This window comes from Epilithonimonas caeni DSM 17710, assembly GCF_000426465.1.
GTDB classification, from domain to species: Bacteria; Bacteroidota; Bacteroidia; order Flavobacteriales; family Weeksellaceae; genus Epilithonimonas; species Epilithonimonas caeni.
The window spans coordinates 266191-291255 of record NZ_KE384527.1; the positions used below are offsets into that span (position 1 = coordinate 266191).

Consider the following 25065-nt stretch of genomic DNA (forward strand, 5'->3'; position numbering starts at 1 on the left):
TTTCTGACTAAGCCTCTCATATATATTCAAAAATCGATATTATTTCTGTGTGTGATTGATATCGTTCCTGTGTTCCATGATCTCAAGATCGGCATCTACGAAATAGGCGCTTCCAAAACCATTCACATAAGCACCTTTTACAGGATGAAGCGCAATTAGGATAAAATCTGTCATTTCATTCAAAACATCTATGATTTTCCCGTGTCTTTCTTTCAGTTTTCCAACGATGTTATTCCAATCGTCAGAATCTCTTTCGATTTGAGAAGTAGAAACCTCGACAGTCAATCTTTCTCTTGCATAGACCTGTTTCGTAGCAGACTCATCCTCGATGAACATTGCAGACACCTTTCTGCCTTCAGCAAGATTTTTGGTGTGCCTCGCCATAAAAGAAACCAAAATATAGAATTTGTTATCGATCTCTACAAACGGTGCATAGCTCGCATTCGGCGTTCCCTCTGCATCTACAGTTGCCAAAGTTACGCTTAGCGTTCTAGCAATTAATTCTTTCACTTTTGGAGCAACTGGTTTCGCTTGTCTCTTTGCTTCTTCTGTCTGTTCACTCATGATATATATTTTTAGATGTTACAAAAGTAGTTATTTAGAATCAAACCAAATAATTTTCTATCATGTATAATTTCATATCTTTAAAAATTGTCAGTAAAGGATTATTGAATAATTTTACTCATTAATTTCTAAATGAACAAAAATATCCCGACATATAATCTCAATGATGTAACAAAAGATGGATTGTTTATAGAAATCATTCGGGAAAATTCTGGAGAAACCAATAAGGATATTGAGGAAAAAGGCATTCACAGGGACAGTCATTATCTTTTTCTTTTCCTGCAAAGCGGCAAAGCAGAAGTTATGGTAGATTTTAAAGATTTCAGAGTAGAAGGTCCCGCCATTTTTTGCATCACACCGGGGCAGGTTCATTATTCAAAGAACTTTGATATTTATGGCTGGTTTTTAGCTGTCAATTCCGAATTGTTATCGGCTGAAGTTCGTGCAGTTTTTGAGGAATCCATATTCCCGATTCTTCCTGTAAAAATAGAAAAGGTATTTGCAAAAAACCTAGATCAGTGTGCTCAGCTCTTGAATTTCTATCATAAAAAAGCAAAAAATGAGTTGAATATAGTCCAGTCATTATTGGACGCTTATGTTGCAATGCTGGCATCGGTCTTCTCGGAAACGCCGAATCAGGAACAAATAAAAGAAAGCCGTGCTTTGAAACTAACAAGGCAATTTAAAATCCTGGTAAAACAGCAATTCAAAACCATGAAAAGTCCATCTTCTTACGCTGAGTTGATGAATATTTCCCCATCCTATTTATCGGAAGTTGTGAAAGACATCACTGGAAATCCAGCAGGATATTGGATTCAGCAGGAGATTATGATCGAGGCAAAACGCCTGCTATTTTATACGGATTTGACAGTAAAGGAAATAGCCAATGAACTTGGTTATGATGATTATGCATACTTTTCGCGTCTATTTTCAAAACTGACGAAACAGTCAGCTTTGGATTTCAGGAAAATGAATAAAGTAGAATCCACTGAATAAATTCACCTCAAAAAGTCCAATCATTTCCTTAAAATAGCTATCGTTTTCTTTCGTATATCTGATTTTCTTTGTAGAAAATTATTGATTATGCCAAGTATGCCAAAATGGTTGAATGATACAATGGAAAACATATTAGCTTCCAAATATATTCGTGAAACAACCGTCATAGAAACCAAAAACATTTCCGACAATTTAAAAAGGATCAAATTCTCCGGCAATCTGCTCGGTCTGGAATATAAACCCGGATATGCTATCGAATTTCGGGTAAACGATACGGATTATAGGAAATACACCCCTTATAATTATGATAAGGCTGATGGTACTTTTGAGATCCTTTGCCATCTTCATGGAAGCGCGTCCGGCTGTGATTTTATAGAGAATCTGAAAGTAGGAGAAACGATAAAATATATCATTCCACGGGGAAAAGATATGTTCAAAAGCGATTTCAAGCATCATATTGCCATTGGCGATGAAACCTCTCTGGGAGCAGCTTTATCTATAAAGTATGAAACCGATGGTTACGGATATTATTCTTTCGACAGCATTTTTGAGCTGGACGACCATCAAGTCCTGAAAGACCTTGGACTATACGGATATCATACATTAAAAAATGAGCCTGATAAAATTATCGAATCCATTGATATCCTTATTAAAGAGGGAATAATTGACCCTTACAATACCGCTTTCTACATTACCGGAAATGGTAAAACATTACAGTCGGTCCGCAAATCATTGAAACAAAATGATATTTCCGGCGATCAGATCTTCTCTCAAGCTTACTGGATAGAAGGCCGAAAAGGGCTGTGAGACAAAAACATTGGTACTCGAATTTTTTATATAAAACTTAAATCGTAATTTTGCACTTTAGTTTTCAAACTTATTTTAATTACAGATATGAGTACAACAACACAATATGTTCCTTATAAAGTTAAGGACATTTCCTTAGCAGAATGGGGAAGAAAAGAAATCACTTTAGCTGAAGCAGAAATGCCAGGTTTGATGGCAATCCGTGAAGAATACGGACCATCTCAGCCTTTGAAAGGTGCAAGAATCGCAGGATGTCTGCATATGACGATCCAGACCGCTGTTTTGATTGAAACTTTGGTGGCTCTGGGTGCTGAAGTGACCTGGTCTTCTTGTAATATCTTCTCTACTCAGGACCACGCTGCTGCTGCCATTGCTGCTGCCGGAATTCCGGTTTATGCTTGGAAGGGAATGAATGCCGAGGAATTTGATTGGTGTATAGAACAAACTATTTTCTTTGGTGAAGACAGAAAACCATTGAATATGATCCTTGACGATGGTGGAGACTTAACGAACATGGTTTTTGATAAGTTCCCTGAACTTACTGCCGGAATCAAAGGACTTTCTGAAGAAACAACAACCGGAGTTCACAGATTGTACGAAAGAATGAAAAACGGCACTTTGGTAATGCCTGCGATCAACGTAAATGATTCTGTTACTAAGTCTAAATTCGATAATAAATACGGATGTAAAGAATCTGCAGTAGATGCTGTAAGAAGAGCGACTGACGTAATGCTTGCCGGAAAAAGGGTTGTAGTTTGCGGATATGGAGACGTAGGTAAAGGTACGGCTGCATCTTTCAGAGGAGCTGGCTCTATCGTAACTGTAACTGAAATTGACCCGATCTGTGCGCTTCAGGCTGCAATGGACGGTTACGAAGTTAAAAGATTGGATACTGTTGTGGACAATGCAGACATTGTAATCACGACTACCGGTAACTTCAATATCGTAAGAGCTGAGCATTTCTTGAAATTAAAAGATAAAGCGATCGTTTGTAACATCGGTCACTTCGATAACGAAATCGATATGGCTTGGTTGAACAAAAACTACGGTCACACGAAATCTGAAGTTAAACCTCAGGTTGATATCTACACCATCGAAGGTAAAGAAGTTATCATTCTTGCAGAAGGTCGTTTAGTAAACCTTGGTTGTGCAACAGGTCATCCAAGTTTCGTAATGTCTAATTCTTTCTCTAACCAGACTTTGGCCCAAATCGAACTTTGGACAAATTCTGAAGCTTACGGAAATGAAGTTTATATGTTACCAAAACACCTAGACGAAAAAGTAGCTGAATTGCACCTTAAGAAATTAAGCGTTGAACTAGAAGTTCTTTCTCCTGAACAGGCAGATTACATCGGTGTTGATGTGAAAGGCCCTTTCAAACCAGAGTATTACAGATATTAATTTTCTGTTTTAATAAATAATAAAACCTTCTCAGATTTGGGAAGGTTTTTTATTTAGGAACTTAATCCCGCTATCTGCTCATACTCCTTCGTTCCAGCGCTTTGCTTAGCACGAAAATCTCCAGCTCTTCCACACTACGGGGTAACTGCTCGGGTCTAGAGATCATATCTTTTCATCAATGTTTCAGATAGGTTTGGCCACAAGTCTTGAACTTAGAAAAAACAAATGTGATGATCAGCGCAACAAAACATCCGATACAAACACAGATTACGCGCTCAATCGGAATAAGCCAGTCGTGAGCCTGATTTTCCTCGATCAAAACAATCACCATTGCCGCTAAAGCTGAACGTAACGTATTATCAAGCTTCAAGGCAATTCCAACCAAAATCGTCAAAGCCACTCCAAAACAGATCAATAAAATATTCGGAATCGGAATCAGGAACAAAATCATTCCGATAGAAGCACCGAGAAGATTGGATTTGATCCTGTCGTAAGCCAATTTGTTACTGTTATCCGGCGAAAACACAATCACAACAGAGATCAATGCCCAGTAAACAGGATATTGAGGAAGAAAAATATAAAACAGATAACAGATTGCTGCGCCAATAACACATTTTATGAGATAGATCCATTCGGAAATAGAAACTCTTAATCTTAAAAATCTGGAAAACTGTTGTATAAAATTCGACATCAATATTTTGCTAGAATTCAGACTTCAAAATTATAAAAGATAAATCTATTGCAAGATTCTGAAAACATTATTTATATCATAAAGATTTCATTTTCCTTTCCATAATTAGTAAATTGCAATTCAAAAAATTTCAAAAAAAATGGAATATTCACAACTGGAACCAAAAGTGATCTGGAAAAATTTCGAAGCACTCAATTCCGTTCCGAGACCCTCAAAAAAAGAAGAAAAAGTTATACAATTCATAAAGGAATTTGGGAATAAACTAGGATTACCGACAACGGTTGACGAGGTTGGAAATGTCATCATCACAAAACCCGCAACTCCGGGAATGGAAAACCGAACGCCAATCGTGATGCAATCCCACCTTGATATGGTCTGCCAAAAAAACAATGATGTAGATTTTGATTTCGATACCCAGGGCATCCAGATGTACGTGGACGGCGATTGGGTAAGGGCAAAAGGAACGACTTTGGGGGCTGACAATGGCTTGGGCGTTGCTACAATTATGTCTATCCTAGAAAGCAACGACATTGCGCACCCGGAACTGGAAGCTCTTTTCACAATTGATGAAGAAACAGGGATGACAGGCGCATTAGCTTTGAAACCCGGACAATTGAAAGGTGAAATTCTCTTAAATCTTGATACCGAAGAAGATGACGAAATCGATATCGGTTGTGCTGGTGGCGTGGATGTAACAGCGTCTGCAAAATTCGATCTGGAAGAAGCAAAAGGAGAAACTTTCAAAATCGAGATCAAAGGTTTACAAGGTGGACACTCTGGAATGGACATCCACAAAGGTTTTGGGAACTCGAACAAATTATTGGGAAGATTTTTATTCTTAGGATTGGAAAATCAAATTCAATTAATATCAATTGACGGTGGAAGTTTGAGAAATGCTATTCCGAGAGAAGCAAAAGCAATTGTTTCTGTCAACAATTCAGAAGATTTCACTTCAAAAATTGAACAATTAAAATCTGAGATTTTGGAGGAATTTGCTTCCTTAGAAAAAGACCTGGTTATCAATATTGAAAAAACAGATTCATCAGAGAAAGCTGTTTCTATTGAAAATTCGGAAAAAATAATCTTTGCAATCAATGCGGCACATAATGGTGTTTTCCGAATGAGTCCGGATGTAGAAGGTTTGGTAGAAGCATCTAACAACGTTGCAAGAGTTGAATTGAAAAATGGAGAAATTAAAATTTTAAATTTAACACGTTCCTCCGTAGAATCTACAAAATGGGAAGTTGCCAATCAATTGAAAGCAGCTTTTGAAAGTAGTGGATTGAAAACAGAATTCGGAGGTTCTTATCCAGGCTGGAAACCAAAACCCGAAGCTGAGATCATCAAAGTAATGACGGAACTTTATGAATCAAATTTCGGAGAAAAGCCAATGGTCGTAGCTTGTCACGCTGGTCTGGAATGTGGCATCATCGGAGCCAATTATCCAAAGATGGAAATGGTAAGCTATGGTCCAACGATCAAAGGCGCACATTCGCCGGATGAAAGAGCCAATATATCATCTGTTCAAAAATTTTGGACGTATACACAAGATATACTAAAGAATATCCCTCTGAAGAATTAATAATCCAATGAACCAAATCCAGTAATTTTTACTGGATTTTTTATTTTAACCAATTATCATTAATATTTTTCTAAATTACACAGCATCAAAGATAATTATTGTTAAAAATTTACTAAATTCGCCTTGAATTTAATACTTATTATATGAAGAAAGAACTTTTACGTATTGGTATTTTGTGCAGCGTTGTTGGATTTACCCTATCCGCAAATGCACAGGAATACGTTGACAAGAAAATTACCGAGAAGAACGGGAATGTTAGTTTAGTAACTTTTAAGAGTGGTGCAAATTTAAGATCTACTGCAAAAGTTGATCTGTTTAGAGAAATTTTAAAACTACCTGCCATAGCAGAACTTAGACTTACTAAATCGGATAAAAATGCAGCTGGCAATTTTTTGGATGAAAAGTATCAATTGTACTACAACAACGTAAAAGTTGAATTCGGAACTTACAATCTGCATTATAAAAATGGTGAACTTACCAGTATGAATGGTGAGATCTTCCCAACAAATAATGTAAGTACATCCGCAAGAATTTCTTCACAAGTGGCTTTGAATAGTGCTATCCAAAGTGTAGGTGCACAAAAATATATGTGGGATGATGCTGAAAGCAATGTAGATAATTACAAAAAACCAACTGGCGAACTTGTTCTTCTTCCGATCCAACAAGGAGATGAAAGCTACAAGCTAGCCCTGGCTTATAAATTTGATGTTTTTGCATCTCAGCCAATGAGCAGAGCTTATATCTATGTGGATGCTATCAATGGACAAGTATTATTATCTGACGCCATTATCAAACACGCCAATGGACACGGTCATAATAATATACTAAAAGATGAGCTTGATACAGAAAAAATCACTTCTGAAGTAAAAGACTCTGAATTAAAAAATACAATCTCTAAACTTGCAACAGGTAATGCTGCAACAAGATACAACGGAACCCAGTCCATTGAAACCTCTTTGAACACGGCTGAAACAAATTACATTTTGTACGATACCACAAGGGGAAATGGTGTAAGGACGTACAACCTGAAAAAGAGCACCGCGATAAGTAATACTGATTTCACGGATGCTGATAACGATTGGACAGCAGCAGAATTCGATAATTCTACTTGGGACAATGCTGCTTTGGATGCACACTTCGGAGTAGAAAAAACTTATGATTACTTTAAAAATTTTCATAACCGAGATAGCTATGACAACAACGGCTCGATATTGAGAAGCTATGTTCATTACGGAAATAATGTGAACAACGCCTATTGGTCCGGTTCTTATATGCTTTATGGCGATGGGGACAGAACAAGCAACTTCAATGTATTGACGGCGTTTGACGTAACAGCTCACGAATTGGGACACGGCGTCTGTGCTTATACAGCAGCATTAGCCTACCAAAGAGAATCCGGGGCTATGAATGAGGGACTTTCCGATATCTGGGGATCTGTTGTTGAAGAGACCTATCTGCCAAACAAGGAGGCTTTCACAATCGGAGAAGACATCACATTGTATGCTCCTTATTATCTAAGATCCCTGAGTGATCCTAAGTCTGCAGGACAACCGGACACATACAGAGGTATCAACTGGCAACCGGCTACTGCTGCAGAAGGTTGTACCACGCCTGACCGAGACCTCAATGATTATTGTGGTGTCCATACAAACAGTGGCATTCTGAATCATTGGTATTATGTTCTTGTACAGGGAAAAACCGGGACCAACGATATTGGAAAATCTTATAACGTAACAGGAATTGGATTTGAAAAAGCATCAAAGATTGTTTACCGACTGGAGACAGCTTATCTTTCATCAAACTCAAATTACACCAACGCCAGAAACTTTGGAATCCAGGCGGCCGTTGATTTGTATGGTGCAGACTCTCCGGAAGCAATTGCTACTCAGGATGCTTTCTATGCTGTTGGTCTGGGTTCAAAGTACAATCCTAACGGACCAGATACAACCGCACCTACTACTCCACTTGATCTGACAGCAACATCAACAACCAATGTTTCTACATATTTGACATGGACAGGTTCCACAGATAATTTTGCCCTGGATGGCTATAACGTGTATAAAGATGGTATATTGCTTGGTTCCACTTACAAAACCTCTTATTATGTGACAGGATTATCGGCTTCTACAACCTACAACTTCAAAGTTGAGGCAAAAGATGAAGCGGGTAACAAATCTGACTTCAGTAATACTGTTCCGGTTACAACATTGGCCACAGGCAATACTTATTGTACTTCTCAAGCTTCCAATACAAGCTTTATGAAAATTCAAAATGTAAAACTGAATACAATTGACAATGCAAGTACCGGCAGTACAGGTTATGAAGATTTCTCCTACCTGTCAACTGATGTTACAAAAGGCGACACCTATACAATTACCATTACGCCACAATGGTCTGGTACAACATATCCTTTAAGATACAGATTGTACATAGATTACAACAATAATGGCGTATTTACAGATACCGGGGAAACAGCTTGGTCACAAACAACAGCTACCAGCGCTGCTACAGTTACCGGAACATTTACAATACCTGCAACCGCTACAACAGGAAGGGTAAGAATTAGGGTTCAGGCAGCTTATTCTCAAACACCAACTTCTTGTGCTACCATCAACTATGGTCAAGTAGAAGATTACTCCATAGATATTCATGATCTATTGACTGTTTCTGAAACTAACAACAAAGATGGGATCTCAATCTACCCGAATCCAGTAAAAGATGTTCTTAATATCAAATCAAACGAAAGTGGAGATTCTACTTACAGAATTTTCAACACAGCAGGGCAATCCGTTGCTAATGGAAAATCTGTCGACAACAAGATCGATGTGAACAAACTTTCTACAGGAAATTACATCATAGAATTAGTGAATAAAAAAGGTGAGAAATCAACCCAGAAATTCATTAAAAAATAGAAAAATATATTTCCAAATACAACAAAAGCTTCCCATGTGGGAAGCTTTTGCATTTTATATAATTGGGTATTTATATAATTAATGTCCGGAATGGCCGTCTTCTCCGTGAGCATGACCATGCGCCAGCTCTTCTTCTGTTGCAGGACGTGAGTTCAGAATTTCAACATCGAAATGCAAGGGTCTTCCCGCCATAGGATGATTCAAATCTACAATTACAGCCTCAGGCGTAACTTCTACCACAAGTGCCTGGAAATTATTCCCCTGATTGTCTGACAATGGTAAAACTGCACCAACCGGAGGCAGCTCCTGACCTTGAAACATATCCAAAGGCAATTGAGTAACTGCTTGCGGGTCTCTTTCTCCATAACCTTCACTAGGCTCGATGGTGAAAGAAGCTGTCTCACCAATATTCAAGTTTTGAATCTCTTGTTCGAATTTTGGGATCATCATTCCTACACCGTAAAGAAAAGTCATCGGTTGTTCAGCAGAAGTCTCTTCTACAAAGATTTTTTCTCCTGCTTCATCATTAGTATGTAGAACGTATTTCAGAGTTACTACGTGATTTTTGTCTAATGCCATTTTTATTTAATTTAAAATTTTCTGATAATATCAGTATGTTGTATGATCGGCAAATTTACTGTTTTCAAAATAAAACATTAATCTACATTTTAAACCCGATTCTGATTTTTTATTTTCCGAATTTTTCTGGAACTTAGCAGAATGGCAAAACTCAAAACTCAATATTTCTGTCAGAACTGCGGGGCACAATATTCTCAGTGGCACGGGCAATGCAAAACCTGCGGCGAATGGAACACGCTGGTGGAAGAAATCGTAGAAAAATCGACCAAATCGGTTGCTACAAAATCCAGATCACATATCATCAACATCATCGAAGTTGAAACCAGCGAAGAACCAAGAATCAAAACGCCCTCAGAAGAACTGGACAGGGTTTTGGGCGGAGGAATCGTATTGGGGTCCGTGACTCTGATCGGAGGAGAACCTGGGATCGGAAAATCAACTCTACTTCTTCAGTTGGCTTTGAAGATGAAGAAAAAAATCCTGTATGTTTCGGGAGAGGAAAGTGCGTCGCAAATCAAAATGAGAGCTGACCGTTTAGCCGAAGTCAAAAACCCAAACTGTTTTCTTTTTACCGAAACGAATGTTGAGAAAATCTTGCACGAAGCCAAAAAACTCCAGCCCGATTTTATGATCATCGATTCTATTCAGACCTTGCAATCACAATTGATCGAAAGTTCGCCAGGAACAGTTTCACAGATCCGGGAATGTTCGAATGAGATCATCAAATTTGCCAAAGAAAACAACATTCCCGTTTTTCTGGTTGGGCATATTACAAAAGACGGACAGATCGCCGGACCAAAAGTTTTAGAACACATGGTGGACGTGGTCCTTAATTTTGACGGTGATAGAAATCACTTGTTCAGATTGCTGAGAGCTAATAAAAATCGTTTTGGTTCCACATCAGAGATTGGCATTTATGAAATGATCTCACAGGGTCTGAAAGAAATTAAAAATCCATCTGAAATCCTTATTACCAAAAAATCTGAAGAACTTTCCGGGAATGCTGTTGCCGTGACTTTGGAAGGAAACAGACCTATGCTGTTGGAAATCCAGGCTTTGGTCTCGACCGCAGTTTATGGAACCCCACAAAGAAGCTCCACGGGTTTTGATTCCAAAAGGCTGAATATGCTTTTGGCTGTTCTGGAGAAAAGAGCAGGTTTTCAATTGGGAGCAAAAGATGTTTTCCTTAACATCACCGGCGGAATTAAAACGGATGATCCAGCTTTGGATCTGGCTGTTGTTGCGTCTATCCTTTCAAGCAACGAAGATATTGCGATTTCGGAACATTACTGTTTTGCCGGTGAAATTGGTTTAAGTGGCGAGATCCGCCCTGTTGCGCAAGCAGAGCAAAGAATAACCGAAGCGGAAAAATTGGGCTATGAGAAGATCTTTATTTCAAACTTGAACAAACTTCCTAAGAGAAAATTCGGGATCAAAATTGAGGAGATCAGTAAAATTGAGGATTTTGTAGAATTGCTTTTTTAATTTCATTCGTGATCAATAATTCGTAAATTCACCTGATGAATTACCTGGCCCACTCTATTCTATCTTTTACCAACGGACAACTCGTGGGCAATATGATTGCTGATTTTATCAGGAATAATGAGCGGGAAAACTTCCCAATTGAGATACAGGAAGGAATAAAACTTCACAGGTTCATTGATACTTTTACGGATTCCCACCCTTCGGTCTCAGAGGCGAAAAAAATTTTCAGCCCACTTGTAAGACTTTATTCTGGGGCATTTGTAGATGTGGCTTTTGATTATTTTGTGGCACATTCTTATCCGTTGGAAGATTTGAAAAAACATTCTCTGAAAACTTATAAAATTCTATGGGAGAATGAAAAATGGCTTCCGGAAAATTATAAAAAAATGCTGGTAAGAATGGAGCAAGATGATTGGCTTACCAATTACAGGCAGGATCAAGGAGTCAAATTCAGTATGCAAAATGTATTGAACAAGGCAAAATATTTGGACAAGGATATTCCTGTTTTTAACATTTTCTTAAAAAACAAAGAACAATTGAAAAATCATTTTGACGATTTTTTCCCTGATATTTTGAAAGAATGTCAACTAAAATTCAACTTATCATAAGAGGTATTACGTATTTCTTACTAATTTGGGTCTAATTACTATTTAAAAGTCCAATTATAATTAGATAGTATATGAATTTTTAATATTTTTGTAGCTACATCAAAGCTGTGGAATTCAAAAAAAATTTAATATTAATTCTCATTATTATTTCGTGTTCATTCAAAACGAAAGCACAGCAATACACTCCTAAAAAAATTGACCAATTGATCGCGATCTCTTTCCAAATGGCGGATCGGGAAAAAGCGCTACAACAAAACATCAAAACCTATGATATTTCTGACGAAATAGGTTATTATGAAGGGAAGGCCAAATCCTTAAAAGGACAGATCAATTGTTACCTTGGATTAGGTGAGCAAGAAAAAGCCCTGGAAGCAGCAGAAAAACTTTTGAATCTTGCTACAAAAGAAAATGATGATTTCCACATATCCCAGGCTCTTATTGCAAAGACATTGGCATATGCCTATTTGGGATTCTTTGAAAAAGCCTATAGCACTAGTGATCAGGCAGAAAAAGAGAGTCAAAAGATATCTGACAATGATAATCGTTACATCTCACTAGGACAGGTCTATTCCGGCAGATCTGAGATCATGAATCTGGAATACCAACCCCCGGAAAAAACAATAAAATACGACCTCAAAAGTGTAGAATATTACAAAAAGATCAGAGACCCTAAGAAAAGGAATGGCTGGCTTGGTATACAATACTCTAGTCTTGGATATACCTATATCGACCTGGACCAATATGACCGAGCACTTTACTATAATAGAAAAGCTTATGAACTATCAAAAATTGAGAATGATTCTATAAATCAAGCTTTCGGGTTATATGGCATTGGAAATGCATATCTGGAAATGAATGTTGCAGACAGCTCTATCTATTACTATAAGAAGGCCCTTCCAATTTTCGAGAAAGCCCAGGACATCTATAGGATGCAATACATCTACGAAGACCTTGCGACTATCTACGAAAAAATGGGGGAAGACAAAGTTTACAGCTATTATTCTAAAAAGGCTAAAGAATTATCCGATCTTGCAAGGAAAAAAGAGAAAATCGAGACAGACAAAATCGCCAATAATATCTTGGAACAAGAAAAGCTTAACTGGTACAAGAATTTTTATATTCTTATAGGGACCATTATTGGACTTATTATTTTATCCATATTCCTTGCGCTGAACTATTTCAAAAGATATCAGACCGAAAAAGAACAGAAAGAGAGAACAGAAATTGATCTGATAGAAAAAGAAACCGAGCTGAACAATCTAGAATCCAAAGTAAATGATGCTTTCGCTGAATTGCTGGAACTAGCAAAAAATAATGATTCTTCTTTCCTGAGTAGATTCATGGACGTATATCCAAGTTTTTACAATAGATTTACAGCAGAATACCCGGACATGACAAGCGGGCAGTTAAAATTTTGTGCACTTCTGAAACTCAATTTTTCTACCAAAGAAATTGCACTATTCAGCCATATTTCCGTCAGAAGTGTCGAGATGAAGAAGAACAGGTTAAGAAAGCAATTGGGTATTTCTTCTGATGTTGACCTCAATAACTGGATGATGAATTTTTAAAATCATCACCAAATTCAAATTTAAAATCCTGAAAATAAAACCATTACATACCTGTCGTAGATATGTTGTAGATGATTTTTTGCATGATATTATGTTAAAATGCAATCTTTGCCATGAACAAAAGGAAGGTTCATAGAAAAGAAAAAAAATTTATTGTCCCATCATTTTCGTAAACACAAGGATTCTAAAAGCACAAAAAGTCGAATAAGGTCTGTAACTGTTCAATTTCCAGATTATTATTATCAGTTGTTTCTTACTGTTTTAATTTTTCATATCAAATCGCTGGTAAAAAGTAACGACATTATGCTCTGGAAATTTCTAGAGCTTTTTTTATGTCATAGACTGATACTTATCTATGCTGATCTACCAAAATTTTATTTCCATCAGGATCAGTAAATTCTATATAAGCAGGACCTTTTGATTTTTCATCTGCTTCTGTATTGAATTGTATTTGGTCGTTTTTAAGTTTTTTCTGAATGTCACGAACATCTGTGAATGGATCGACCTCTTTTGCATTCTCATCCCAACCTGGATTGAACGTAAGAATATTCCCCTCAAACATTCCTTCAAAAAGACCGATAAGAGCCGTTCCATTTTTCATAATGACATAACGATGTTTAATATCGCCTCCCATCTGGGAAAATCCGAGTTTCTCATAGAACTCTTTTGACTTAGCAAGATTTTTGACATTAAGACTCACAGAAAATGCACCAAGTGGTAATTTGTCTTTATTAGGATCTTTCGAATTAGACTCTTGAGAAAATAACACGGTCGGCAAAAAAACCATTAAGGTAAAGAATGTTTTCATTTCTATTTTTTTGAACTTTTATCAACGTACTTACTTCATATAATTCCACCTGGGAATAATTGCTAGCAATCCGAGTCCCACATAGAGGAAAAGAACTGTAATGTCTGAATAAAGATAAGTACTTAGAAAATAGTTATGCAGTCCAAAATGAACCATCACGAAAACAGGAAACAGCACAACACCTAATTTCCTGTAAAAAAGGATCAATATCCAGCTCATGACCACAAGGATATCTACTCCTAGAGTATAATAGAAAAATCCGGAAGGTATATTGATAACCCTATGCTGTGAAAGTTCCGCAAGGTCTGTATTGATACTCAGTAAATAAACCAAAATAATAAGTCCGAAAATGATGTAGTGGTCTTTATTATTATTAAAACTTTTGTCTGCAGCTTTCATATTATAAAAGTACAAAAAAGGGCTTAATGAATAAGCCCTTTACTATAGAAATTTCTATTAACTAACTATATGCTAACCGCATTTATAAGACGGTTCTTATCACTGATGTACTCTTCCATGGAGATCATACTTTCTGTTCTCATCACATCTTGGATATCATCTATCTGATAAATGATTCTCTTAGCATCTTCTGTATTCTTAGCTTTCATTTTGCAGAAGATATTATATTTTCCAGATGTTACACTAGCCTCCACTACATTCGGGATCAAAGCCAATTGTTTCAAAACCTCCTGAGTATGATTTGATTTTGTAAGCAAAATACCGATGAAAGCAGTGAAGTTATAATCTAATTTACCATAATCGATGTTAAGGGATGACCCCAGAATAATTCCCGCATCTTCCATTTTCTTTACTCTTACGTGGATAGTTCCAGCAGAAACATCCATTTGTTTAGCAATTTCCGTGAAAGGCATTCTTGTGTTTTCTACTAGGAAATCAAGAATCTTTTTATCGATATCGTCTAATTGATAGTTCATTGTATGATTTTGTTATTTATTTAAAATATATCTAATTTTTTTGCAAATTTAAAAAAAATATTTTAAATAAAAAGGAATATTAAAACATTAACAGCTTTTAACAAAACCTTCATTTTTTAATGATAATTATCATTTATTTGACTTATTTTTTAAAGAATCCGCTTTATTCTGCTCCACAGCTACAGAGTCTGTTTTTAACCTTTTCCGTCTTTTAAACATATATTTGAAAGAATCGAAACTTTTACTATACACAACCCCAACACCATAACTCTGATTGTTAGCACCTGATGTTCCCAACCCCAAATTAGAAGGTTTGGAATAAGCTCGCAGTAGCCTGCTGCCGTTGTTATTTCGACTCCAGTCATACTCTATCGTTCCTTCGGCCGAAAGATAATTAGCATTCGTATTTTCTGTTCTGGTAATTGGAACTCCCAAGCCTGTCTTCAATTTGATTCTTGGAGACAATGCCAAACTAACATTGGTGTTGGCACGATCGGAAGTATTAGAACTCGGGTCACCACTGATATAGTCCAGGTTGATCTGAAAAGCACTACTGATCGTGTTAAGGACAGAACCCAATTGTTTGAAAGCCATGCTATATCCTGTACTTACGGCAGCCTGGGAAACATTGATATTCAGTCCTCCTGAATTAACAACGTTGAAATTATTAAGGACAAGCACCGATCCAAACTGGATAATTCTCTCATCTTCGTTACTAAGTTTAGTAGCCAAAGTTTCTCTTACCTGCGAAGAAACATCGGGCGCAGAAAGTCCAAATTCAATGTTCGGTTTGGTAAGAGTTTCTGTGATCTTGGTTGTCAAAACCACATTGATCGGCTGAGAAAGTGACATCCCGAGATACTCTCCCGCGTTGGTGACCGTCCTTGTATAATTTGCTGTAATATCTAGCTCTGGCGTCATCGGATTACCACTCCATTGGATATTACTGTTCCTTGCTATTTGGAATGTCCTGTTAAGAATTGCCTTGGAGACAAAGGTCCCATTATCCACTGTATATTTTCCATTCATGAAAATATTACCGCTTCTTTCCATCTTGAATTTCAAATTTCTGGCATCTCCCCTTACCGAAATATTACCAACATCGTCACCAACCAAAACATTCACCAGAGAACCTTTATCAATTGTTACATCAAAATCGATAAGCATATTGGCCCCAGAACGCTTTTTCTTCTCAACGGAGACCTTGCCCTCATCATCTCGTTTCAAAAATCTTAAGATCTTGAATTCCTCGATGTTTGCTGTTGATGCACTGTTAAAAGTGAATGTGCTATTATTAAGAACCCGAAGTCCATCATTGGGAGTTGAAATGGATAATCCCGAGACCGGCCCATAAACATAGACATCCCCTTTAGCAGTAACTCTTCCCCAGAAAAGGTCATTATCATCCTGGGTGGAATTCAGCACCAGAAGATTATCAGCCTCCATGATCAATTCGACCGACATAGAAGAAAGTGTTTCGAAATAAATACCCCCGGAGATCCTTCCTTTAGAATTTTCCCGGCCATCTCTTATACCAATCCCGGAAAGCAGTGCCTGTCCTTTCGAAAGGTTAATCGTTGTATCATCAAATGAATAATCAACTCCGGTGAACATCAGCTTCAATCCAAAGCCTTTCAAGGCAATATCACCACTGTAATCTATATCGTTGGTAGGTCCTGATATTCTAAGGTCACCAGATGCTTTACCTCGGAAATTTCCAAAGATCTCTTTTACGAATTGCTGGGCAAATCCAAGATCGAACTCATTCATTTTGGCATTCATATCAAGAACTGGTGAAGAATGATTGTTATCGATCGTTCCTTTAACGTCCAATGTATTCTGGCCCAAAAGACCGGAAGATAATGCCTGGATGCTCACATCAAAGACATTGGGCTTTTCGCTTTTGGTGATTCTTGTTTCCAGGTCCCCCATTTTATTGCCATTCATGAAAATATCATTCACATCCAGGTCAACCAAAGGCTCCAGATTATTCCCTGATTTTTTCAACTGAATAGTTCCGTTTGCTGTTCCTTTGATATCCATGGCATTCTTATCCTTCCCGAAAGCCAGTAGTTTTGATATATCAAGATTTTTGATCTCTGCATCGGCTGTAAAATCTTTTCCAGATCTGAAGTCTGCATTTTTTATCAACAGAGCGCTTTCATCAGAATAGATCCTTAGATTCTCTATTATAAAATCCTTCTCTTTTTTTCTATAGGTAATCGAATGATTGAGCTCGGGACTTGTGTCAACTGTCCATGCCACATCATTGAATTTGACTGTCGTAGGCTCAAATCGTAAAACATAATCTCCAACAGCATTGGTTGTTTGATTGATATTGACGGCATATTCCTTCATCTGTTTTTCCGTCTCATCTTCTGGACTTCCCAACTTGAAAACCGTCCCAATATGTAAGACCTGTGTGTTTTCATTATTAGCAGACAGCTTCACATCTTGAAGAACATTATTTCCATACTGACCTCTTTTCACACTTGCAAGCAATTGTTGTTGCATGTTAGCGGTATTAACCCTCAAACTTAGACTATCGACTATTACACTATCTCTTACTTTATTCAGATCAGGTTGATAAGTCGCATCGGTTTCTGCCAAAAATTTTTCAGCTTCGCTCAGTTCTTTTTTACTGGTCATTATATATTTGATTCGAGCAGCATCTGCATTTAGAATCAAGTCATTGGTAGCACCGACATAATTTCCAGCGACTTTTGCACCCTCCGGCAATTCCAGATCTGGAACAAAGAATGAGACCAGGCCTTGTTTCACATCAAAATCGAAATCGAAATTCTGTCCATTGTAAGTTTTCTTCGGAGGATTACCAACCAAAATTTTATTGACACTGTTCATTACCATATTCCCGATATCTTCCAAATCGAACTTACCAGAAATCCTTCCTGTAACCGCGCCCGGCGCATCTACGGAAACAATCCTATTCCCATTTTCAAAAAAAGCTTTGATATTAGAATCAGGAATGTGTAATTTTTGAGAAGAAGAATTAAGCGTTAATTCTTTGATATTGGTATCAAGATTTAGGTCATTCAGATCCGTCATAGAGACTTTCCCAATAAGATGTCCGCTAACAGAATTGGTATCACCAGCCGAAATTCCGAAATATTTCAGATTGACATACTGAATATTAGCATCAAAGTCAGCAAACAATCTTTTGGTGCTGAAGTCCACAATTCCTTTGAAATTTCCTTTTACATTCGCGTCATTGGCATCAACGTTTCCTGTGAATCTTCTTTTGTTCAGAACACCATCAATAGCAATATTATTAAGGCTTTTGCCCATCAGATCTATATGATTAACATTCGAAGTGGTTTTCACATACATCGTGTTCACATCAAAACCTTCCCCTTGCACATTGAATTTCCCAGAGATCAATCCAACTTGTTTGTTTTTGGTCAAAGCAGTTACATTCAAATCCTTTACATCGACATAACCTCTGTATTTTGGACGTTTTGTGCTGTAATCCACAAGATTGAAATCTTTCATTTTCGCCTGTCCAATCCCAGTAATGATGTTTCCGGTAGCGAAGATCTGTTTTGGATTCACTTTTACAGAACCCTTATATTTTAATCTTCCAAAATCATCCGCTATATTTCCCAACTTCGAAGAGATAAATTTCGGAAGCGAGGCCTTCAGACCTTTGTATGTAAAATCGGCAGAAACATCTTTACTTTCAATGAAAAACTTCTTGTCCAAAACACTGGAGATGGTCATCTTTTTAGTGTTCAGATTGATTTCCTGCGAACGGATCAGAAAATTATTCAAAGTAAATCCGTTCAAAGGTCCTGTCATCGTTCCGGAGATATTGATTGGCGTATAGTTATCCCAGTCCGGTACGAAATAGCTCAGATCATAACCACTGATCTGACTTCCCGGAACCATTTTCAAATCCCAATTGACTTTATTTCCAAAATCAGCAAATTTAGTTTTTGGGTCAAGATTCAAGATAGCTTCTCCTTGCAGCAAAGAATGGTCTGTATTGAAGGTCAGATTCCCTAATTTCAAATGTTTTTTTGTGAGTTCAAAATTTGTAGAAAAAGTATCGACGATATGCTCCTTCCCATATCTTTTTGTTATGAAATTAAAATTCCTGATATCTGCAAAGACATCAGGCCCCACAACTTTCAAAGAGGTCACATTCAGGTTTACATTTCTTGCATCCAGCCATCTGCCAGCTTCTCCCGGGCTGTTTTCGTTAACGATACTTGCAATTCCGTTGATAATATCGAACTTCATTCCCATCTGGAAAGGCTTCTTCTTCGGGTCACGTGGTTTTCCGTCATCGAAATTGTCTACGTACCTTATAAAATTACTGATACTGTCACCTTTGTAAGTAATCACCCTCACAACCGGATCGATGATCGTCGCCTGGTTGAATTTGATATCTCTCGTATTGAATGCCAATGCAAACCAATCAGATTTTACTCTTAGTTCTTTTGCCTTGACAAATTCGTAATTTTTGTAGTCTTTTAATTTAAGTCCCTTAATTGTAACATCGCCCAGAAAATTAACGTCTATATCTTCTACGGACATTCCCATTTTAAGGTCTTTATTCAGAAAATCGATAGCTTGATCGGCGATATAGCGTTTGGTAATGGGAAGATTAATTATAATCAGAATCAAAGCAACCAATGCAATGAGGCTATATGAAACGGTGCTCAGAACGGTTAGGAAAAGCGGACGTTTCTTTTTGCTGACAGGCTTGTCAATATCGGGTTCTTCGTTATTTGTATTTTTATTTTCTAACTTTGCCATCTATTATGAGTGCATCAATTATTTTAGGTATCGAGTCTTCTTGTGACGACACTTCTGCAGCCATCATCAGCGGTAGCAAAATCCTTTCCAATATCGCTGCAAATCAGGAAATACATAACGAGTATGGTGGTGTTGTTCCGGAATTGGCTTCCCGAGCGCACCAGCAAAACATTATCCCTGTCGTAGAAAAAGCATTCTCAAAAGCAAATATACAACAAAATGACATTTGTGCGATTGGCTTCACACGAGGTCCCGGACTTTTGGGTTCTTTGCTCGTAGGAACCTCTTTTGCAAAATCCCTGGCAATGAGTTTGGATGTCCCTTTGATAGAGGTCAACCATTTGCAGGCTCACATTTTGGCACATTTTATAGATGATGCCAATCCTATGCCGCCCAAGTTTCCTTTTTTATGTCTAACAGTTTCCGGTGGCCATACGATGATCGTTTTGGTGAAGGATCATTTCGATATGGAGATCATCGGAAAAACCATCGACGATGCCGCAGGTGAAGCTTTTGACAAGATAGGAAAAATCTTTGACCTCGATTATCCTGCCGGACCAATTGTGGATAGATTAGCCAAAGAAGGAAATCCAGATGCTTACAAATTCAATAAACCGAAAATGGAAGGTTATGATTATTCTTTCAGTGGGATTAAAACTTCGGTTTTATATTTTATTCAGAAAGAAGTGAGAAAAAATCCTGATTTCATTAAGGATAATCTGAATGACCTTTGTGCATCGGTCCAGAAATCAATCATCGAAATCCTGATGGATAAACTGGAAAAAGCAGCGAAAGAACTTAACATCAATGATATTGCGATTGCAGGAGGCGTTTCTGCAAATTCTGGCTTAAGGAAATATATGGAAGACAATCGTGAAAAACTTGGTTGGAACATCTTCATCCCAAAATTCGAATACACAACAGACAACGCCGCAATGATCGCCATGGTCGCCAAACTGAAATATGAACGTGGCGAGTTTACGGATATCAGAACGACTGCTACTGCGAAGTATGATTTGTAATTATTAGATTTTATTTGAAAATGAATTATGAAAAGAATATTTATTTTAATATTAATACTTCAATTTTTCAATTCCCACGCTAGCGCGAGCATCTTGCTCGTGAACAAAATATGAGCGAGACGCTAGCATTAGAACGAGACATTCAAAGTCAAAATACAATCTATGAAACTACTATTAGAAGAAAAACAACTCGGAACACGATCTAAAAAGAATTCAAAATATTACTGGATTTTAGAAACGATCACAGGAAAAAATGAGGCCTCCGAAGATTCTGAAGATTTTGGTTTGATAAGTTCAGAAACTGGTTTTATCCAAAACATCAAAGAAGAAATCCTGGAAACAATCAATTCTGAAAATGTTTTCAGTTTTCCTTACGAGCCAAAAGAAGGCGACTTTTTATCTATCAAAAACAACTTGAGAAAAAACGAATATCTGAATTTGATTTTCCTGAACAACACTTGGATCGAGGAAGTCTATATGTGTTCTTACCGAGAATGTGATACCGATATCTACACCACTTTGAAAACCGGCGTTGCTTTCATCAGTGAGAATGAAATTGCGTTTCAAAACATCAAATAAAAATAATCCACCAGTTAACTTTAAGCATTGAATTTTAAAGTTTAAAACTTATTTTTGCATCAAAATAAAAAGTTATGGCTTCAGGATTCTTCGCAATCTTAGATGATATCGGCGCATTGATGGACGACATCGCAGTGACCAGCAAACTCGCAACGAAAAAAACGGCCGGAATCCTCGGCGACGACCTTGCCGTAAACGCAGAAAAAGCAACCGGATTCCTGTCTTCCCGCGAGATCCCCGTGCTTTGGGCCATTACCAAAGGTTCTTTTATCAATAAGCTCATTATCCTTCCGATCGTCTTTCTCCTAAATTTTTTCTTCCCTGCCGCCATCAAAGTTATCTTGGTTCTTGGGGGAATTTATCTGGCTTATGAAGGTGTAGAAAAAATCATCGAGTTCTTTTTTCACCGCAACAAAAAAGGTCACGAAGTTGTAGAGGAAAGTGTCTTACCAGAAGATGATGCCAATTCTGAAAAATCAAAAATAAGCTCTGCGATCAAAACCGATTTTATCCTCTCATTGGAAATTGTCATCATTGCTCTAGGAACAGTTATCGAAAAAGAACATCCACTTTTGACACAGATCATTGTGGTTTCATTGGTTGCAATTGTCGCAACTATTGGGGTTTACGGAATTGTAGCGCTGATCGTAAGAATGGATGATGCCGGATTCTTCCTGATGAAAAAATCGGGAAACAAAGGTTTTCTTTCTGGTCTTGGGCAAGTTTTGATCAAGGCTTTACCAATCGTTATCAAAATTCTCGGCGTTGTGGGAACAATAGCTTTGTTGTTGGTTTCTGGTGAGATTTTCCTTCATAATATTGACTATATCCATCACTTACTTCCAGAAAATGTTCTTTCAAAATTCGGATTGGGAATTGTGTTTGGATTGGTGGCTGTTTTATTGGCGACTGTTGGAAAGAAATTTATTGCTTTGATCAAGCCCACTAAATAATTATAATTCAACCACAAAAGTTTAACTATGAAACTTTTCTTTGGACAGATTTTTCCGGAAATATTGATCGATTCTGATGAACAACAACATATCACAAAAGTTCTCAGAATGCGCGAAGGTGAAGAAATTTTCGTAACCGACGGCCATGGAAACCTTGCCAAAGGAACTTTAATTTTCGAAGGAAAAAAAGTAACACTCAACGTTTCTGAAATTAAAGAAAATCTTCCCAATTTTTCTCCGAAACTTCATATCGCAATAGCTCCTACTAAAAACATCGACAGAATCGAATTCTTTGTAGAAAAAGCGGTCGAAATGGGCATTTCGGAAATCAGTTTTATACTGACAGAAAAAACCGAGCGCAAAAATATCAGCATCGAAAAATTGAGGAAACAGGTCATTTCAGCTTCGAAGCAAAGCCACAGATTTCATTTCCCAAAAGTCAATGATTTGACCAAGTTTTCTGATTTCATGAAAAATCTGGATTTTGAAAATACTTTCGTTGCGCATTGCAATGAAAATCTGGAAAGGATTAATTTAAATACGCTTCGAGAACCTCAGCGTGACAATGCAATCAACCAGCAACCAACAACCAGCAACACAATCACTTTTCTAATTGGTCCCGAAGGTGATTTCTCAGATAAGGAAATTCAATTGTTGGCAGAAAGAGGAATCAAAGCAGTTTCTCTGGGAAATCAAAGATTACGGACAGAAACCGCCGGAATTTTCGTGGCTGCCTGGAATTACGATAAGATGTTCTGATTTTTTGATTATCGCAAGACACAAAAATTTTATTTCAAATAATCCTTAATTTTAAGTCGCAAAATTCCTTTGCGGCTTTATTTTTATACTAACATCCAAAAAAATTGCGCCTTTGCCATTATTGATCAATATGAAACCAGCCAATCCAAGCATTTGGGAAACCGAAACTTTTTACAGAAAACGTGACATTACAATCATTGGTTCGGGATTTACCGGACTTTGGACTGCGATTTCGATCAAGGAAAAACTTCCTGAAAAATCGGTATTAATTATCGAACGAAATTCTGTTCCAACGGGAGCTTCGACAAGAAATGCCGGTTTTGCCTGCTTCGGAAGTTTGACAGAAATTATTTCCGATTCCAAAAAAATGAACTGGGAAAAAACACTGGATTTGGTGAAAATGCGATTTGAAGGTTTGCAGAAAATTCAAAGCTATTTTTCAAATGATGAAGTTGATTTTGAACTTTGTGGCGGTTATGAAATTTTGAATGATGAATCAGCTTTGGAGAAACTGAGTGAAGTCAATGAAAAATTAGCTCCGATCACAAAAACCGAAAATACTTTCAGAATCACGAATGAAAAAATTGAAGAATTTGGATTAGGGAAATCAGAATTTTTGGTTGAGAATCTTTGTGAAGGAAGCTTACATTCCGGAAAATTATTGAACAAGCTTTTAGAAAAATGCCACGAACTGAAAATTGAATTTCTATTCGGAACAGAAGTCGAATCCGTTTCAGAAACTGATAATGAAATCGAAATTAAAATCGATGACAATCTTATTCTGAAATCTCATAAAGTCATTTATTGTACAAATGCCTTCAGTTCAAAATTCCTGAAATCGGAAGAAATTATTCCGGCGAGAGGGCAAATCATCCTGACAGAACCTATTGAAAACCTTAAACTCAAAGGAACATTTCATTACGACGAAGGTTTTTATTATTTCAGAAATCTCGGAAACAGAATTCTACTTGGAGGCGCAAGAAATCAGGATTTTGAAACTGAAAAAACAACCGATTTTGAGACAACGGATTTTCTGCAAAATCATCTTGAGGAATTTCTAAAAGAAGTGATTCTTCCGAATCAGGATTTCAAAATCGCAATGCGCTGGTCCGGAATTATGGCAATGGGAACGGAAAAAACACCAATTGTAAAACAAATCTCTGAAAGACAATTCTGCGCTATAAGGCTTTCCGGAATGGGTGTTGCGCTGGCTCCGAAGATTGGGGAAATGGTTTGTGAGTTGGTTTCTTGATTTTTTAACGCAAAGTCCACAAAGGTTTTCACCAATATTGAAAATATTTTAAGTTCGCAAAGACGTAAAACTCAGCAAAGTAATACAACTACTTAGATTAAGAATTCTCTCTCAAATACTTTTCCAAAATCATATCACCACTCGGAATAGAGTTTTTTGCCCAGCGGATTTTCATTTGGAGTAATTTTTCTTCGGATAATTTATAATCGATATTTGATTTCAACAATTTTTGTTTGAGCTCATACATGCAGATCGCTGCGGCAACAGACACATTGAAACTTCTTGTAAATCCAAACATTGGAATGGCCAGAGTTTCATCTGCAAAGTCCAGCAATTCATCCGTAGTTCCTTCCCACTCTGTCCCGAAAACCAAGGCCAAAGGTTCTTCGATTTTATAATCCGGTAACATTTTTGCGTTGTTTTCGGCAGAGACGGCAACGATTTTATACCCTCTATTTTTTATGTTTTGTAAAGACTCTATGGTTCTTGGCATTTTCTCTACTTCAACCCAAGTATCTGCACCTTTTGTGACCTTTAGATTTGGTTCGAAATGATTCTCTTTTTCCATCGCCACTACTTTGTGAAATCCGCAAGCTTCCACAGAACGGACAATCGCCGCCGCATTTCTGAACTGGTAAATATCTTCCATAACAGGCAGAACAAAATCCGAACTTTCTTTGGAGTAATGTTCGATTTTCTGGAAACGTTCTGGTGTTAAGAATTGTTGGAGATATTCGTAAGTGGATTGTAAGTTCAAGGTTTGGGGTTTAAAATTGAGTTGTAAA

The 25065-nt window shown here is 37.3% G+C and carries 21 protein-coding genes; 13 read left to right on the forward strand and 8 right to left on the reverse strand.

Annotation, left to right across the window (positions count from 1 at the left end; genetic code table 11):
• Positions 1-39: 39 nt before the first annotated feature.
• Positions 40-564: a HugZ family pyridoxamine 5'-phosphate oxidase gene (locus tag K319_RS0116280; RefSeq protein ID WP_027384566.1), complete on the reverse strand. Its 525-nt coding sequence runs from the start codon at positions 562-564 to the stop codon at positions 40-42.
• Positions 565-696: 132 nt separating this feature from the next.
• Here K319_RS0116280 and K319_RS0116285 point away from each other — a divergent pair, with 132 nt between their 5' ends.
• The 3 genes from K319_RS0116285 to ahcY all read left to right on the forward strand — a co-directional run bounded on the left by K319_RS0116285 (position 697) and on the right by ahcY (position 3768).
• Positions 697-1560, forward strand: a complete 864-nt coding sequence (locus K319_RS0116285) for an AraC family transcriptional regulator (protein WP_027384567.1) — start codon at positions 697-699, stop codon at positions 1558-1560.
• A gap of 120 nt (positions 1561-1680) precedes the next feature.
• Positions 1681-2367, forward strand: coding sequence for an FAD-binding oxidoreductase (locus K319_RS0116290; protein ID WP_169712677.1), 687 nt, complete (start codon positions 1681-1683; stop codon positions 2365-2367).
• An 87-nt stretch (positions 2368-2454) separates the two neighbouring features.
• Positions 2455-3768 carry an adenosylhomocysteinase gene (gene ahcY, locus K319_RS0116295; RefSeq protein ID WP_027384569.1) on the forward strand — a complete coding sequence of 438 codons (1314 nt, stop codon included), beginning with the start codon at positions 2455-2457 and terminating at the stop codon, positions 3766-3768.
• 175 nt (positions 3769-3943) lie between these two features.
• Here the strand turns inward: ahcY and K319_RS0116300 are convergent, their stop codons facing one another.
• Positions 3944-4459, reverse strand: coding sequence for an FUSC family protein (locus tag K319_RS0116300; protein ID WP_027384570.1), 516 nt, complete (start codon positions 4457-4459; stop codon positions 3944-3946).
• Positions 4460-4598: 139 nt separating this feature from the next.
• Here K319_RS0116300 and K319_RS0116305 point away from each other — a divergent pair, with 139 nt between their 5' ends.
• The gene (locus K319_RS0116305; protein ID WP_027384571.1) at positions 4599-6041 is read left to right on the forward strand and encodes an aminoacyl-histidine dipeptidase; all 1443 of its coding nucleotides are present in this window, start codon (positions 4599-4601) and stop codon (positions 6039-6041) included.
• A 143-nt stretch (positions 6042-6184) separates the two neighbouring features.
• A complete protein-coding gene (locus K319_RS0116310; RefSeq protein WP_027384572.1) occupies positions 6185-8953 on the forward strand; it encodes a M4 family metallopeptidase in 2769 nt (922 codons plus the stop codon).
• 78 nt (positions 8954-9031) lie between these two features.
• Here K319_RS0116310 and K319_RS0116315 read toward each other — a convergent pair whose 3' ends face one another.
• Positions 9032-9532, reverse strand: a complete 501-nt coding sequence (locus tag K319_RS0116315; protein WP_027384573.1) for an FKBP-type peptidyl-prolyl cis-trans isomerase — start codon at positions 9530-9532, stop codon at positions 9032-9034.
• A gap of 141 nt (positions 9533-9673) precedes the next feature.
• On the opposite strand from K319_RS0116315, the gene radA reads away from it, so the two are divergent.
• The 3 genes from radA to K319_RS0116335 all read left to right on the forward strand — a co-directional run bounded on the left by radA (position 9674) and on the right by K319_RS0116335 (position 13193).
• Positions 9674-11017: a DNA repair protein RadA gene (gene radA / locus K319_RS0116325; protein ID WP_027384574.1), complete on the forward strand. Its 1344-nt coding sequence runs from the start codon at positions 9674-9676 to the stop codon at positions 11015-11017.
• A 35-nt stretch (positions 11018-11052) separates the two neighbouring features.
• The gene (locus K319_RS0116330) at positions 11053-11625 is read left to right on the forward strand and encodes an acyl carrier protein phosphodiesterase (protein ID WP_027384575.1); all 573 of its coding nucleotides are present in this window, start codon (positions 11053-11055) and stop codon (positions 11623-11625) included.
• A gap of 107 nt (positions 11626-11732) precedes the next feature.
• Entirely contained in the window at positions 11733-13193 is a 1461-nt protein-coding gene (locus tag K319_RS0116335) for a hypothetical protein (RefSeq protein WP_027384576.1), read from the forward strand.
• 349 nt (positions 13194-13542) lie between these two features.
• On the opposite strand, the gene K319_RS0116340 is transcribed toward K319_RS0116335, so the two are convergent.
• The 4 genes from K319_RS0116340 to K319_RS0116355 form a co-directional block, all read right to left on the reverse strand.
• The gene (locus K319_RS0116340) at positions 13543-14001 is read right to left on the reverse strand and encodes a VOC family protein (protein ID WP_235696126.1); all 459 of its coding nucleotides are present in this window, start codon (positions 13999-14001) and stop codon (positions 13543-13545) included.
• 30 nt (positions 14002-14031) lie between these two features.
• Positions 14032-14400, reverse strand: coding sequence for a hypothetical protein (locus K319_RS0116345; RefSeq protein WP_034671995.1), 369 nt, complete (start codon positions 14398-14400; stop codon positions 14032-14034).
• A gap of 65 nt (positions 14401-14465) precedes the next feature.
• Positions 14466-14936: an Lrp/AsnC family transcriptional regulator gene (locus K319_RS0116350; RefSeq protein WP_027384579.1), complete on the reverse strand. Its 471-nt coding sequence runs from the start codon at positions 14934-14936 to the stop codon at positions 14466-14468.
• Positions 14937-15065: 129 nt separating this feature from the next.
• Complete coding sequence (locus K319_RS0116355; protein ID WP_027384580.1) at positions 15066-19715, reverse strand: translocation/assembly module TamB domain-containing protein; 4650 nt, start codon at positions 19713-19715, stop codon at positions 15066-15068.
• A gap of 5 nt (positions 19716-19720) precedes the next feature.
• On the opposite strand from K319_RS0116355, the gene tsaD reads away from it, so the two are divergent.
• The 5 genes from tsaD to K319_RS0116380 all read left to right on the forward strand — a co-directional run bounded on the left by tsaD (position 19721) and on the right by K319_RS0116380 (position 24280).
• Complete coding sequence (gene tsaD, locus K319_RS0116360; RefSeq protein ID WP_027384581.1) at positions 19721-20737, forward strand: tRNA (adenosine(37)-N6)-threonylcarbamoyltransferase complex transferase subunit TsaD; 1017 nt, start codon at positions 19721-19723, stop codon at positions 20735-20737.
• A gap of 162 nt (positions 20738-20899) precedes the next feature.
• Positions 20900-21316, forward strand: coding sequence for a hypothetical protein (locus tag K319_RS0116365; protein WP_027384582.1), 417 nt, complete (start codon positions 20900-20902; stop codon positions 21314-21316).
• Positions 21317-21390: 74 nt separating this feature from the next.
• Positions 21391-22269 (forward strand): DUF808 domain-containing protein, encoded by an 879-nt coding sequence (locus K319_RS0116370; protein WP_027384583.1) that lies wholly within the window; start codon positions 21391-21393, stop codon positions 22267-22269.
• Between the two features lie 27 nt (positions 22270-22296).
• Positions 22297-23028, forward strand: coding sequence for an RsmE family RNA methyltransferase (locus K319_RS0116375; RefSeq protein WP_027384584.1), 732 nt, complete (start codon positions 22297-22299; stop codon positions 23026-23028).
• Between the two features lie 130 nt (positions 23029-23158).
• Positions 23159-24280 carry an NAD(P)/FAD-dependent oxidoreductase gene (locus K319_RS0116380; protein WP_034671997.1) on the forward strand — a complete coding sequence of 374 codons (1122 nt, stop codon included), beginning with the start codon at positions 23159-23161 and terminating at the stop codon, positions 24278-24280.
• Between the two features lie 97 nt (positions 24281-24377).
• Here the strand turns inward: K319_RS0116380 and K319_RS0116385 are convergent, their stop codons facing one another.
• On the reverse strand, positions 24378-25037 hold the full coding sequence (locus tag K319_RS0116385; protein ID WP_027384586.1) for a TrmH family RNA methyltransferase: 660 nt from the start codon (positions 25035-25037) through the stop codon (positions 24378-24380).
• Positions 25038-25065 lie beyond the last annotated feature (28 nt).

Excerpts from the sequence above, each read along its gene's own strand:
- ahcY (WP_027384569.1), top strand. The coding sequence starts at position 2,455 with ATGAGTACAACAACACAATATGTTCCTTATAAAGTTAAGGACATTTCC.
- K319_RS0116375 (WP_027384584.1), top strand. The coding sequence starts at position 22,297 with ATGAAACTTTTCTTTGGACAGATTTTTCCGGAAATATTGATCGATTCT.
- K319_RS0116340 (WP_235696126.1), bottom strand. The coding sequence starts at position 14,001 with ATGAAAACATTCTTTACCTTAATGGTTTTTTTGCCGACCGTGTTATTT.
- K319_RS0116310 (WP_027384572.1), top strand. The coding sequence starts at position 6,185 with ATGAAGAAAGAACTTTTACGTATTGGTATTTTGTGCAGCGTTGTTGGA.
- K319_RS0116350 (WP_027384579.1), bottom strand. The coding sequence starts at position 14,936 with ATGAACTATCAATTAGACGATATCGATAAAAAGATTCTTGATTTCCTA.
- radA (WP_027384574.1), top strand. The coding sequence starts at position 9,674 with ATGGCAAAACTCAAAACTCAATATTTCTGTCAGAACTGCGGGGCACAA.
- tsaD (WP_027384581.1), top strand. The coding sequence starts at position 19,721 with ATGAGTGCATCAATTATTTTAGGTATCGAGTCTTCTTGTGACGACACT.
- K319_RS0116280 (WP_027384566.1), bottom strand. The coding sequence starts at position 564 with ATGAGTGAACAGACAGAAGAAGCAAAGAGACAAGCGAAACCAGTTGCT.
- K319_RS0116305 (WP_027384571.1), top strand. The coding sequence starts at position 4,599 with ATGGAATATTCACAACTGGAACCAAAAGTGATCTGGAAAAATTTCGAA.
- K319_RS0116290 (WP_169712677.1), top strand. The coding sequence starts at position 1,681 with ATGGAAAACATATTAGCTTCCAAATATATTCGTGAAACAACCGTCATA.
- K319_RS0116365 (WP_027384582.1), top strand. The coding sequence starts at position 20,900 with ATGAAACTACTATTAGAAGAAAAACAACTCGGAACACGATCTAAAAAG.
- K319_RS0116330 (WP_027384575.1), top strand. The coding sequence starts at position 11,053 with ATGAATTACCTGGCCCACTCTATTCTATCTTTTACCAACGGACAACTC.
- K319_RS0116300 (WP_027384570.1), bottom strand. The coding sequence starts at position 4,459 with ATGTCGAATTTTATACAACAGTTTTCCAGATTTTTAAGATTAAGAGTT.
- K319_RS0116315 (WP_027384573.1), bottom strand. The coding sequence starts at position 9,532 with ATGGCATTAGACAAAAATCACGTAGTAACTCTGAAATACGTTCTACAT.
- K319_RS0116370 (WP_027384583.1), top strand. The coding sequence starts at position 21,391 with ATGGCTTCAGGATTCTTCGCAATCTTAGATGATATCGGCGCATTGATG.
- K319_RS0116355 (WP_027384580.1), bottom strand. The coding sequence starts at position 19,715 with ATGGCAAAGTTAGAAAATAAAAATACAAATAACGAAGAACCCGATATT.
- K319_RS0116380 (WP_034671997.1), top strand. The coding sequence starts at position 23,159 with ATGAAACCAGCCAATCCAAGCATTTGGGAAACCGAAACTTTTTACAGA.
- K319_RS0116345 (WP_034671995.1), bottom strand. The coding sequence starts at position 14,400 with ATGAAAGCTGCAGACAAAAGTTTTAATAATAATAAAGACCACTACATC.
- K319_RS0116285 (WP_027384567.1), top strand. The coding sequence starts at position 697 with ATGAACAAAAATATCCCGACATATAATCTCAATGATGTAACAAAAGAT.